The organism is Ralstonia sp. 22086 (genome assembly GCF_052045975.1).
GTDB lineage: Bacteria > Pseudomonadota > Gammaproteobacteria > Burkholderiales > Burkholderiaceae > Ralstonia > Ralstonia wenshanensis.
In genome coordinates, this window is the sequence record NZ_JBQEPZ010000004.1 from 750,335 (window position 1) to 762,307 (window position 11,973).

The following is an 11,973-nucleotide window of genomic DNA, read 5'->3' on the forward strand; positions in this document are numbered from 1 at the left end:
CCACCCATGGACGCCCACGTCGACCACATCCTGATCGTCGATGATGACCGCGAGATTCGCGAACTCGTTTCGACCTATCTCACCAAGAACGGGCTGCGGGTGACCGCCTCGCCCGACGGGCGCCACATGCGTGCGTTCCTGGAGGCCAACACCGTCGACCTGATCGTGCTCGACCTGATGCTGCCCGGCGACGACGGCCTGGTGCTGTGCCGTGAACTGCGCGCCGGCAAGCACAAGGCCACGCCCGTGCTGATGCTGACCGCGCGCGACGACGAGACCGACCGCATCATCGGCCTGGAAATGGGCGCCGACGATTACCTGGCCAAGCCGTTTGCCGCGCGCGAGTTGCTCGCCCGCATCAAGGCAGTGCTGCGCCGCACGCGCATGCTGCCGCCCAACCTGCAGGTCTCCGAAGCTGGGCAGATGCTGGCCTTTGGCGATTGGCACCTCGATACCACCGCGCGCCACCTGATCGACGCCGAGGGCACCATCGTTGCGCTGAGCGGCGCGGAATACCGGCTGCTGCGCGTGTTTGTCGACCACCCGATGCGCGTGTTCAACCGCGATCAACTGCTCAACCTCACGCAGGGCCGCGAGGCCGAGATGTTCGAGCGATCCGTCGACCTGCTGGTCAGCCGCCTGCGCCAGCGCCTGAACGACGACGCGCGCGATCCGGCGTACATCAAGACCGTGCGCAGCGAGGGCTATGTCTTTGCCAAGCCGGTGGAGATCAAGGAGGCCCGCCAATGACCACAACCATGAGCGCGCGTGCCTGGGCATGGCCGCGCACGCTGGGCTCGCGCCTCTTTGTGATCCTGCTGGCGGGGTTGGTGGTGGCGTATGCGCTGTCGTTTGCCGTGCTGTTTTCCGAGCGCTACATGAGCGCGCGCGAGGTGATGCTCGGCACATTGGAAACCGATGTGTCCACAGCAATCGCCATCCTCGATCGCCTGCCCGCGGAAGAGCGCCCGCAGTGGCTGCCGCGTTTGAACCGCGGCAACTATCAGTACATCCTCGGCCCCGGCCTGCCCGGTGTTCCTGAGATGACGCAGCGTGGCAAGGACATCGCCGCCCGCATCAGCGAGGCAAGCGGGGGACGCTTTCCCGTGACGGTGGAGTCGATACCGGGCGACGGCAAGCAACTGCAGGCACACCTCACGCTCAGCGACGGCAGCACGCTCACCATTGACGTGCATCCACGCATGACGCCCATTGCGCAGTGGCTGCCGTATGTGCTGGTGGTGCAATTGCTGTTGCTGATCGTGTGCTGCTGGTTTGCGGTGCGATTGTCGATCCGCCCGCTGGCGGCATTGGCCGACGCCGCCGACGCACTCAACCCCAACGCCCAGACGCCCCCGCTGGACGAGAACGGCCCGACCGAACTGGCCCGCGCCGCGCACGCGTTCAACGCCATGCGCCAGCGCATTGCCCGCTTTGTCGAAGAGCGCGTGCAGATTCTGGCCGCCATTTCGCATGACTTGCAGACGCCCATCACGCGCATGAAGCTGCGCGCCGAACTGGCGGAAGACTCCGAAGAAAAGCGCAAGCTGCTGGGCGATCTGGCCGAGATTGAAACGCTCGTGCGCGAGGGCCTGGCCTATGCGCGCAGCGCGCATGGCGATGGTGAAAAGCCCTCGCGCATCGACGTCGGATCGTTTGTCGAAAGCCTGGTGTACGACTACCAGGACACCGGCAAGCCCGTCACGCTGGAGCAGCACGCTACCGGTGCGATCGTCACGCGCCCGCACGCATTGCGCCGCGTGTTGACCAACCTGACCGACAACGCGATCAAGTTTGGTGGCGCGGCCGAAGTGAGTGTGCGCCGCGACGGCGATGCCGTGGTGATCGAAGTGCGCGACCGCGGGCCCGGTATTCCGGAAGACAAGCTCGATGCGGTGCTGCAGCCGTTTGTGCGGCTGGAGAATTCGCGCAGCCGCGAGACGGGCGGCACGGGGCTGGGCCTGGCGATCGCGCAGCAGTTGGCTGTGGCTGCAGGCGGCGGGCTCACGTTGCGCAATCGCGAAGGCGGTGGGCTGGTGGCGGAAGTCAGGCTCGGCCAGGCGGCCGCGCCAGGGCAGCGCGAGCAAGCGTAGCCTGCGCTTGGGCGCCGGCTTCGCGTTCGCTGTGTTCTGTGCATGTATGCGGCGTGGTAGCTGGCGGATGCTACGCCCTCACGTTTGCGCGAGAAACGTCGCGATGCGATCGGCAATCGCACCGGGCGCATCTTCAAAGCTGTAATGCCCAACGCCGGGCAACCGATGCACCGGCGCGTCCGGAAACAGCTCACTGAACAGCGGCAGGAAATGCACTGCATGCAACGTGCGGTCTGCCATGCCCCAAATCGCCATGGCGGGTTTGGTGGCGATGGCACGGCGCGCTGCAGCGTCCGGCACTTCAAAGCGATGGGCGCCGGTCGCAAAGCCTTTGGCCCAACCGATGGCGCCAGCGCAGTCCGCCGGCGTTGCAAAGCGCGCGCCGTACGCCTGCAACCACGCATCGTTGATGAGCCCGTGGTCTTCAAAGCCGTTGAGCTTTAAGGTGCTGAGGATGTTGAAGCCGAGTTCACCCAGTACGGCTTCAAGACGCCCCTCCGATTCGGCCCGCATGATCCACTGAAACCATGGCGACACTGCCGCGTTGGCGGCCAGGCGTTCACCCAACGTCGCCTGCCCGAACGGCGTTGGCCCGTTGACGCTGACGATGCGCCGAATGCGATCCGGATGCCGTGACGCGAGCCCCATCCCGACTGGCCCGCCAAAGTCGTGCATGACGAGCGTGATGCCGCGCAGGTCCAGCGCGAGCACGAAGCGCTCAAGGTTGTCGATGTGGTCTTGCAACCAGTAGCTGTGAGATGGCGGTGTTTCGCTCCTGCCAAAGCCCATGTGGTCGAGCGCCACCACGCGGTGGGCGCCGCGCAGTGCCGCGATCAGGTGCCGGAAGAGGAAACCCCATGTGGGCTCGCCATGCAGACACAGCACGACTTCGCCATCGGCGGGGCCCTCGTCCACGAAATGCATCGAGAAGCCCGGTGCATCGGTAAAGCGGGGGGTATAGGGGTACATCCCATCGAACGTATCAACGCGCATGTCGTGCTTCCTCCTTGCCTTAAGTGGTTGCAATATGAAACCGTTGCGTTATAGCAGTCGAGGTTTTATATTGCAACCACATTGAATATGAGGACGCGCACAGCAAGCGCGATACAGATGGTCAAACGTACGAGCCACGCGGAGTCTCTTTGCGGCGTCGCCAGGCCGCTGGATGCCATTGGCGACTGGTGGTCGCTGCTGATCGTTCGGGATGCGTTCGATGGCCTGCGCCGTTTTGGCGAGTTTCAGCGCAGTCTGGGCCTGTCGAAAAACATCCTGGCGGTGCGCCTGCGCAACCTCGTGGCGCACGACATTCTCGAGACGGTGCCGGCGTCAGACGGCAGCGCGTATCAGGACTATGTGCTGACCGAGAAAGGACGCGCGCTGTTTACATTGCTCGTGGCGCTGCGGCAGTGGGGTGAAGCGTTCTGCTTTGCGCCGGATGAGGCGCACGTTGTCCTCGTCGACAAGGCAACGGGGAAGCCGGTGCCCCGCCTTGAACTCCGTGCGCAAGACGGGCGTGCCCTGGCACCGGAGGATACGGCGGTCGTCCACCCCGCAGCCGTCAAGCAGGCGAAGCGCCAGCGGGCGAAGGCGGGCTGAGCGCTAGCGCTCAGACGCGAGCCGTCATCTCATTCGGCACGCAGCCGTTCGAGCAAGCGTCGCGCATCGGAAGGCGCTTCGACTTTTTTATCGTTATCGAAGTAGCAATAGATGTCGCGGCCGCTGCGCCGCAGTTTGGCGGGCGCGCCAACGCGATGTGCGTCGGCCGGCTCGCTCCCCGCAGCCCATTGGCGGATGCGGTCGGCCCAGCGGTCCAGCGCGGCATCGGCATAGGCGCCGCTGTAGAGCGCATCGGCGCCGTGCAGGCGCAGGTAGACGAAATCGCTCGTCACGTCTTCAAGGTACGGCCAGTCCGCAATGGCATGTGAGACCACCACCGCAGCGTGATGCCGGCGCAGGAGCGCGGCAAACTCCGGTGTGCAGAAGCTGTCGTGGCGCACTTCCACCGCATGACGCAGGCGCTGCTGCCCGCGCGTGGCAAACCAGGGTGCCTTGACGCGCCCATCGTGCTGTCGGGCCAGCGCACGAGCGGCTGCCGTGTCGCGCGGCAACAGTGACAGGAAGCGCTCGAACCGTTCTGCATCGAACCGGTAGCTGGGCGGAAATTGCCACAGGAACGGCCCGAGCTTGCGCCGCAGCGCCAGCACCCCGGAAGCGAAGAAGTTAGCCAGCGCCGGCACCGCCGTCTCGTCACGGAAGCGCAGCATGTGGGTCAGGTAGCGCGGCCCCTTGACGGCAAAAACAAAGCCGTCGGGCGCGGTGTCGTGCCAGGCCTTCCAGCTTGTGATCGATTGCAGCGAGTAGTGCGAGCCGTTGATCTCGATGGTGTCGAACTGGCGCGATGCATATTCCAGCTCGCGGCGCTGTGCCAGGTCTTCCGGGTAGAACACGCCGCGCCACCCTGCGTAGCGCCACCCTGAAATGCCGATGTGCACGGTCATTGCTGTGCCCCGCGCGGGCGATGTCTTTCACCAGCCGCGGCGGTCATTCGGTCAGGGAGGTGCGGCGGCCTTTGCGCGCCATGCGCGTCACTGATGCGGCGCATTCACCTGCGCTTGCACGTACACGAGACCGGTCTGCGGCGCCCGCAGGCCCAGCGGCTCGTCGGTCAGATCGCGGGCAAGCGAATAGGCTGTGATCACGGCCAGCGTAACGCCCACGATGGCCAGCATTTCCCGAGTGTTCATACGCGTCTCCTCCTTCGCTCGTTGCGTTCCCGGTGTCCGTTTTGCTCGCCCTTTCTTGTCGAGGTTGGGCGGCGCCGGAGCTCGGACGCAAAGTTTGGGCCTGAGGAAGGCGAATGGCGCAGCGGTGCGGGTTTAAGTGAAGTTAGCGTGCGCGCAATGAAGACGGAGGTACACCCAACAGGCGCTGGAAACTGCGCCGCATGCGCTCGGTATCGCCAAAACCGCATTCGGTGGCCACGCGCTGCATGGAGACGGCACCGCTTTCCAGCGCGGCGCGTGCAGCCTCCACGCGCAATTTTTCCACGGCCTTTGCAGGCGTGAGACCGGTTTCAACCTGAAACGCGCGTGCGAAATGGCGCGGGCTCATGCAGGCGTGCTCGGCCAGATCGCCCACGCGATGCGGTGCGCCCAGGTTGCGCCGCACGTGGTCGAGCAGCGGCTTGAAGCGGCCGCGTGCCGAATCCATCTCATTCAGCGCTGAAAACTGCGACTGCCCGCCGGGCCGGCGGTAGTACACGACCAACTGCCGCGCCACCGCGCGTGCCAGGCGCTCGCCCAGGTCTTCGGCGATGAGGGCAAGCGCCAGGTCGATGCCCGCGCTGATGCCGGCGCTGGTCCAGATCGGGCCGTCGTTCACGTAGATGTGGTCGGGTTCGAGCTGCACCTGCGGAAACGTGCGCGCGAACTGCTCGCTGCGGCTCCAGTGGGTCGTGGCGCGACGGCCGTTCAGCAAGCCCGTGGCGGCCAGTAACAGGCTGCCCGAACACACGCTGGCGACGCGCGCGCCGCGGGCTGCGCAGCGCTGCACAAAGCGGCGCGTGCGCGCATCGGCCATGGCTGCATCCACGCCGTCGCCGCCGGCAATGAGCAGCGTGTCGACCTGGCTGGCCGGGGGCAGGGCGTCGGCATCCCAGCGGGCACCGGACGAACTACGAACAAGGCCGGCCTGCGCGGCAATCATGCGCAGTGCGTAGTGGTCGTCACGATACCGGCTGGCGACTTCAAATGCCGCCACCGGCCCGGCGGCGTCGAGCAGTTGGAAGTCCGGAAAGATCAGCACAGCGATGCGGTGGGCCATGGCAGAAAAAGTGGGAGACTGGTCATTGCTGCCAACACGATAGAGCGCGATCCTGTGAAGCGTCAACCACCACCGCATCACGCTCAGGAGAGCCGAACCATGACGAATTCCCCGTTCATCGTTGTCTTTGCGCTGTACAACCGCGTCACCCAGCTCGATTTCACCGGCCCGCATGAAGTGTTCTGGCGGCTGCCGGGCGCGCAATGCGTGGTGGCTTCCGCAGCCGGTGGCGAGATCCATGCCGATGGCGGTCTCACGATCTCGAACGTGCAGCGGCTGGCGGATATCCCGCATGCCGACTTGATCTGCGTGCCCGGCGGTTTTGGCGTGATCGAAGCCATGGAAGATGCCGAGTTCGTGCGCCAGGTGCGGCGACTGGCCGACGGCGCGCGCTATGTCACCTCCGTCTGCACTGGCTCGCTGGTGCTGGGTGCGGCAGGGTTGCTGCAGGGCAAGCGCGCGGCCTGCCACTGGGCCTGGCGCAACCTGCTGCCGGCGTTTGGCGCCACCGTAGATGAAGCCCGTGTGGTGCGTGACGGCAATCTCATCACCGGCGGCGGCGTGACGGCCGGCATCGACATGGCGCTGACCGTCATGGCCGACATTGCCGGCGCCGAGCATGCGCAGGCTGTGCAGCTCGGTATCGAATACGCCCCGGCGCCGCCGTTCGATTGCGGCCGCCCCGAGCGCGCGGCACCGGAGATTCTCGAAGCGGTGACCTCGCGGCTCGATCGTTTGCGGGCCGATCGCCATGACGCCGTGCAGCGGGCGGCGCAGCACCTCTGAGCAACGGCGCCGGCGGGCGGCCGGATTGCGGCGACAATGGCGTCTTTCGACGTATCCACGCCCCAAGCGGGGCGCCGCCTCCTGCATGAACATTCCGTCTTCCCAGCCCAACGCCCGTGGCCCGATCGGCATCGTTGCTGCCCTGCATGAAGAGATCAACGAGCTGCTGACGTGGCTGACAGATGCACAGTGCGTCCACATCGGCAGCCGCGATTTCTGGACGGGCTGGCTCGACGGCCACGCGGTGGTTGTGGTGCTGTCGCGCGTCGGCAAGGTCGCTGCGGCGTCCACCACGGCGGTGCTGATCACGCAGTTCAACGTACGCGCGGTGGTGTTTGCCGGCGTGGCCGGCGCATTGGCGCCGGGCGTGGCCGTGGGCGACGTCGTGGTGTCAGAAGAACTGCTGCAGCACGATGTTGATGCGTCGCCGCTGTTCCCGCGCTGGGAGATTCCGCTGACCGGCATGGCACGTTTCCCCGCTGACACGTCGCTCGCTAACGGGTTGCGGGAAAGCGCCGGCGCGGTGTTGGCGGATCCGCATGCGTTGCTCGGCCCGGATGTCATGCGCGCGTTCGGGATTGCGGCGCCGCAGGTGCATCGCGGCCTGATCGTCAGCGGAGACCGCTTTGTCTGCACCTCGGCAGAAAGCGCGGTGCTGCGTACGGCATTGCCGGATGCCCTGGCCGTCGAGATGGAAGGCGCCGCCGTGGCGCAGGTGTGCCACGAGTGGGGCGTGCCGTTTGCCGCGATCAGGACGATTTCCGACCGCGCCGATGATGCCGCCAGCGTCGACTTCGCGCAGTTCATCGCACAGGTGGATTCACGCTACAGCGTGGCCATCCTGCGTAATTGGCTGTCGACGACCGCCGCGGCCTGAACGGTTTATTGCCCCTTCGTGGCCAGATACTTGTCGAGTGCGTTGGCGCGCTCGCTCAGGCGGAAGACTTCGTTTTCGAGGCGCTGCAGATCGTCGCGCTTGTCCTTGCCGTAGATGGCGGTTTCAAGGGCGGCCGTTTTGGTGTGAAAGTCCTGCCACGCCTGCTCTGAACAGTGCCTCTTTTGGCTTGCCATTCAATCGGCTCAAGAGCGTTTTGTACGAGCGGTCCAGACGCTCGTCTTGCGCGGTCTTTTCTGTGGAGAGACATGCGTCGATAGCGTCGGCATTGTCCGGCGCCTTGTCGACGCACGCATACAACTTGGTGGAAATGCCTTGCGGCGCACGGCGCTTGATGCCGTTGGCCAGGCTTTCGGCTGCAAACGCGCCAGCGCTGTGGGCCAGCAGCGCAACGGTAACGGGAATGGCCAGCGTCTTCAGTGTCGTCAGCGTGTTCAAGAAGTGACTCCTGATCGCGTGTCTGCGATGCGTGAAGGGCCGTCCAGTCTATCGGCTGTCCAACGCACCCGCGATCAGCCAGGCAGGTGAGGCCGCAGGTTGCGCAGGGCGTTTTCCACGTAGGCCTCTTTCTCGCCGACGGGCGCCACGTAGTGCAACGCCTCTGCTGCGGCCTCCACGCCTTCCGTGCGTGCAATCACCCACGCCGCCAGGTACGGCGAAGCAAAGCAGCCGCCTGCCGTCGCCACATTGCCGTTGGCGTAGAACGGCTGGTTCAGCACTTCCACGCCGGCTTCCTGCACCCAGGGCTTGGTGGTCAGGTCTGTGCAGGCTGGCACGTTGCCGAGCAGCCCCAGCTTGGCCAATACCAACGTGCCCGAGCACTGCGCCCCAATCAACTGACGTGACGGATCGAGCGCCAGCCGCGCCATCAAAGCCGGATCGGCTACCACGTCGCGCGTGCGGATGCCGCTGCCGACGAGCACGGCATCTGCGGTGCGTGCGTCTTCCAGCATCGATTGCGCATGCATCGTCACGCCGTTCATCGAAGTGACTTCGGTATGCGGGCAACACAGGCTCACGCGCCAGTCCGGTTTCTTGATGCGGTGAAGCACGCCAAAAGCGATAAGCGAATCCAGTTCGTTGAACCCATCGAAGGTGAGGATGGCGATGTGCATGATCGTGTGCTGTCGCGTTGGGAAAGATCGCATGCTAGGGGCATGGGGCAATACAATCAAAAAATTGTCCTTAGTACACCAGACATGACCCAGGCTCGCTATCAGCCGCTCGTCGACGAGCTGGCCACGCACATCCGCAGCGGCCGTTTGCCGCCCGGCACGCGCCTGCCCACGCACCGGCAACTGGCGCAGCGGCACGGCGTTGCGCTGGTCACGGCCACGCGCGTGTATGCCGAGCTTGAAGCGATGGGCCTGGTGAGCGGCGAAGTGGGGCGCGGCACCTTCGTGCGCGAGAACACGCTGCCGCGCGGCCTCGGTATCGACCAGCAGGCCGTGGCCGCCGGCGTGGTGGATCTGAACTTCAACTATCCGTCGCTGCCCGGACAGGCCCGGCTGTTGAGCCGCGCGTTGCGCAAACTGGCCGCCGGGGGCGATCTGGATGCGTTGTTGCGCTATGCACCGCATGGCGGCCGCACGCATGAACGCGCCTGCGTTGCGCGCCACCTAGCACGGCGCGGTTTGCCTGTCGCGCCGGACAACGTACTCGTGGTCGACGGTGCGCAGCACGGTCTGGCCGTGACTGCGATGGCGCTGCTCAAGCCTGGCGATGTGGTGGCGGTGGACGCGCTGACGTATCCCGGTTTCAAGGTCATCGCCGAGATGCTGCATCTGGAACTGGCGCCGCTGCCGCCCGCCGGGCAAGGGTTGGACCCGGATGCATTGGAGCGGCTGTGCGCACGCCGCCGTGTACGCGCCGTCTACGTCATGCCGACGCTGCACAACCCGCTCGGCTGGGTGAGCGGCATCGGCTGGCGGCGCCAACTGGCAGCCATCGTGCGCCGCCACGGCCTGCTCGCCGTGGAGGACGCGGCCTATGCCTTTCTGGAAGACAACCCGCCGGTGCCGCTGGCTGCGCTGGCGCCGGAATCAACCATCTACATCTCGGGTCTATCGAAGAGCGTTGCCACCGGCCTGCGTTTCGGCTTCGTTGCCGCGCCGGCGGTGTGGGTGCCGCAACTGGAACGTGCCATCCGCGCCACGACGTGGAACACCCCGGCCATTGTCACCAGCCTCGCATGCGCATGGCTGGACGACGGCACGGTCGAGCGCCTGGAGGCCGAGAAACGGTGCGATGCCGCAGCGCGTCAGGCGATTGCCCGCAAGGCGCTGGCCGGGCTGACGCTGGTCACACATCCGGTGTCGTACTTTGTCTGGCTTGCACTGCCGCCTGAGGTGCGCGCCGACCGCGTCGCCGTGGCGCTGCAGCAGGACGGCATCTCCGTGTCGACCGCAGAGCCGTTTGCGACATCGAAGCAGGTACCGCATGCGCTGCGTCTGGCGCTGGGCTCCGTCGCGCTCGACCGGCTTGATGCCGCATTGCAGACCGTGAGGCGGCGCGTGGAAGCGGAGATGGATCGATAACGAAAACCGTGCCAAACCTCGTGCGCTTGCCTACACTCTCGTCGCAACGAAACAGCCCGATTTGCCCACAGGAGACCTCATGAAGAACTGGCTTGCGACGATCGCAGGATGGACGCTCTGCGCATGCGTGGCGTTCAGCAGCACCGCCCATGCAGCCGATGCCCCTGCTGATGGGGCGACGCTGACCGTCAACATCGGCACGGAGCACCGCACGCTGTCGCGCGATGCATTGCTGCACGATCCGCACCTGACCAGCGTGACCGTGGAAGACCAGAACCTGAAGGCCCGTCTGACCTTCAAGGCGATCCCGGTGACGGCGCTGTTCCGCGGGCAGACGGTCAGCCCGGATGCCAGCGCCACTACCGCTGCCAGCGACGGCTACGTTTCGCACCTGCCGATGCGCCTGCTGCTGGGCGATCGCGCCGACGGGCCCCGCGCCTGGCTGGCTGTCGAAGACCCTGCCGCACCGTGGCCGACGCTCAAGGGCCAGGACATCGGCCCGTTCCGGCTGATCTGGACGGCGCCCGCGGCCAAGGCGTCGGTCGTGAACGAAAGCCTGTGGACTTACAGCATCGTGCGCATCGATGTGGCGGCGCTGCCGGGCGAGCGCTTCGCGGCCATCCGGCCCGCCGCGGGGCTGCCCGCAGATGGCCCGGTCATGCGCGGTTTCGCCACGTTCCAGCGCGTCTGCTTTTCGTGCCACACGCTCAATCGTGCCGGCGACGCCAACCTTGGCCCCGACCTGAACGTGCCGTACAGCCCCGTGGAATACCTCGGCGACGAGAAGCTGCGCCACCTGATCCGCGATCCGCAATCGCTGCGCTGGTGGCCCAACGCACGCATGTCCGCCATCGACGAGAAGACGCTGTCCGATGCGCAGCTCAACGATCTGCTGGCGTACTTTCACCACATGACCAAGCGCAAAGCGGCAGCGCAATGACCTGCGCTTACCGCCGCTATTCGGTCGCCCAGTCGACCAGCGTGGCGATGGTGTTCATGTTGCGCGCCGTCCCCGTCTTGGCGGCGGGGATCTTCAGTTTGGAATCGGCCATGCCGTCGCCGTAGTGCACGTAGATTTCGCGGGTGCCCAGGGCCATCTCTTCCGCCCTGTGGCCCGTGGCAGCGGCGAGCGCATCGGCGGGTGGCGGCATGTCCAGGAAGATCGCGACCGTTCGGTTGGGTGCCGCCGTCTTGAACGGATTGCCTTCCAGCACCGCTGCCAGCTCGGCACCCGTGCGCACGAGCACGCCCACGGGTTTGCCGGCGTAATCCTCCAGGCAGCGTTCCAGCTTCGCCTTGATGGTCGCCTCTGCCAGCCGGCTCTGAAAGACCACGTTGCCGCTCGCAATGTAGGTGCGTACGCCGCTCAGGCCGATCGATTCGCACATCGCGCGCAGTTCGGCCATGGGTAGTTTGCCGGTGCCGCCTACGTTCACGGCGCGCAGGAAGGCGATATAGCTGGGCATGGGTTCTCCTGTGTTCTTGTTCCTCTGTCTTATCAACGGCTTACGGGCGCCCTCGAACTGGCAACATTCTGTTACGAGATTGACGAATGTGTTTAACCCGCCCCGTTGCGTGACTTGTATTCTGCGCCCCGAACACATCGAGCCCGGATCGGCCCCCTCAGTACTGGTTTGAGTGCCGCATCCTGCATTTGCGCATAAGGAGAACACCATGTTGAAGAAGATTGCACCTGCCCTGATTGTGGCAACGCTCGCCGGCCTGACGGCCTTGCCCGCAGCGGCGGATGACCTGCGCAATGCCTTGGGCGGCGCGCTGGGTGGCGCTGGCGGCGCGGCCGTGGGCGGCGCGCTCGGCGGGCAGACCGGCTCGGTCATCG

General features: G+C 65.7%; 14 protein-coding genes. 7 read left to right on the forward strand and 7 right to left on the reverse strand.

Annotated features, from left to right (window positions below; genetic code table 11):
- The first annotated feature begins 6 nt into the window (after positions 1–6).
- Both ACTJK6_RS20695 and ACTJK6_RS20700 read left to right on the forward strand, forming a co-directional pair.
- Positions 7–750, forward strand: a complete 744-nt coding sequence (locus tag ACTJK6_RS20695) for a response regulator (protein ID WP_440840033.1) — start codon at positions 7–9, stop codon at positions 748–750.
- 8 nt (positions 751–758) lie between these two features.
- Entirely contained in the window at positions 759–2,093 is a 1,335-nt protein-coding gene (locus ACTJK6_RS20700) for a sensor histidine kinase (RefSeq protein ID WP_440840057.1), read from the forward strand.
- A gap of 78 nt (positions 2,094–2,171) precedes the next feature.
- On the opposite strand, the gene ACTJK6_RS20705 is transcribed toward ACTJK6_RS20700, so the two are convergent.
- A complete protein-coding gene (locus ACTJK6_RS20705; RefSeq protein WP_440840034.1) occupies positions 2,172–3,086 on the reverse strand; it encodes an alpha/beta fold hydrolase in 915 nt (304 codons plus the stop codon).
- A gap of 117 nt (positions 3,087–3,203) precedes the next feature.
- Here ACTJK6_RS20705 and ACTJK6_RS20710 point away from each other — a divergent pair, with 117 nt between their 5' ends.
- Positions 3,204–3,689, forward strand: a complete 486-nt coding sequence (locus tag ACTJK6_RS20710) for a winged helix-turn-helix transcriptional regulator (RefSeq protein WP_440840035.1) — start codon at positions 3,204–3,206, stop codon at positions 3,687–3,689.
- A 29-nt stretch (positions 3,690–3,718) separates the two neighbouring features.
- On the opposite strand, the gene ACTJK6_RS20715 is transcribed toward ACTJK6_RS20710, so the two are convergent.
- The 3 genes from ACTJK6_RS20715 to ACTJK6_RS20725 form a co-directional block, all read right to left on the reverse strand.
- Positions 3,719–4,591 (reverse strand): DUF72 domain-containing protein, encoded by an 873-nt coding sequence (locus tag ACTJK6_RS20715; RefSeq protein ID WP_440840036.1) that lies wholly within the window; start codon positions 4,589–4,591, stop codon positions 3,719–3,721.
- Positions 4,592–4,678: 87 nt separating this feature from the next.
- Positions 4,679–4,837, reverse strand: a complete 159-nt coding sequence (locus ACTJK6_RS20720; protein WP_260801259.1) for a hypothetical protein — start codon at positions 4,835–4,837, stop codon at positions 4,679–4,681.
- Positions 4,838–4,979: 142 nt separating this feature from the next.
- On the reverse strand, positions 4,980–5,915 hold the full coding sequence (locus ACTJK6_RS20725) for a GlxA family transcriptional regulator (protein ID WP_440840037.1): 936 nt from the start codon (positions 5,913–5,915) through the stop codon (positions 4,980–4,982).
- 99 nt (positions 5,916–6,014) lie between these two features.
- Between ACTJK6_RS20725 and ACTJK6_RS20730 the strand changes: the two genes are divergently transcribed.
- Both ACTJK6_RS20730 and ACTJK6_RS20735 read left to right on the forward strand, forming a co-directional pair.
- Positions 6,015–6,701, forward strand: a complete 687-nt coding sequence (locus ACTJK6_RS20730) for a DJ-1/PfpI family protein (RefSeq protein WP_440840038.1) — start codon at positions 6,015–6,017, stop codon at positions 6,699–6,701.
- A gap of 85 nt (positions 6,702–6,786) precedes the next feature.
- Positions 6,787–7,578, forward strand: a complete 792-nt coding sequence (locus tag ACTJK6_RS20735; RefSeq protein WP_440840039.1) for a 5'-methylthioadenosine/adenosylhomocysteine nucleosidase — start codon at positions 6,787–6,789, stop codon at positions 7,576–7,578.
- 123 nt (positions 7,579–7,701) lie between these two features.
- Here the strand turns inward: ACTJK6_RS20735 and ACTJK6_RS20740 are convergent, their stop codons facing one another.
- Entirely contained in the window at positions 7,702–8,034 is a 333-nt protein-coding gene (locus tag ACTJK6_RS20740; protein WP_440840040.1) for a hypothetical protein, read from the reverse strand.
- A 74-nt stretch (positions 8,035–8,108) separates the two neighbouring features.
- Positions 8,109–8,711, reverse strand: coding sequence for a DJ-1/PfpI family protein (locus ACTJK6_RS20745; RefSeq protein WP_260772930.1), 603 nt, complete (start codon positions 8,709–8,711; stop codon positions 8,109–8,111).
- An 84-nt stretch (positions 8,712–8,795) separates the two neighbouring features.
- Between ACTJK6_RS20745 and ACTJK6_RS20750 the strand changes: the two genes are divergently transcribed.
- Together ACTJK6_RS20750 and ACTJK6_RS20755 are read left to right on the forward strand one after the other, a co-directional pair.
- On the forward strand, positions 8,796–10,133 hold the full coding sequence (locus ACTJK6_RS20750; RefSeq protein ID WP_440840042.1) for a PLP-dependent aminotransferase family protein: 1,338 nt from the start codon (positions 8,796–8,798) through the stop codon (positions 10,131–10,133).
- Positions 10,134–10,212: 79 nt separating this feature from the next.
- On the forward strand, positions 10,213–11,073 hold the full coding sequence (locus ACTJK6_RS20755; RefSeq protein WP_433867713.1) for a c-type cytochrome: 861 nt from the start codon (positions 10,213–10,215) through the stop codon (positions 11,071–11,073).
- A 16-nt stretch (positions 11,074–11,089) separates the two neighbouring features.
- Here the strand turns inward: ACTJK6_RS20755 and ACTJK6_RS20760 are convergent, their stop codons facing one another.
- The gene (locus tag ACTJK6_RS20760; RefSeq protein WP_260801267.1) at positions 11,090–11,599 is read right to left on the reverse strand and encodes a DUF1697 domain-containing protein; all 510 of its coding nucleotides are present in this window, start codon (positions 11,597–11,599) and stop codon (positions 11,090–11,092) included.
- Between the last annotated feature and the right edge of the window lie 374 nt (positions 11,600–11,973).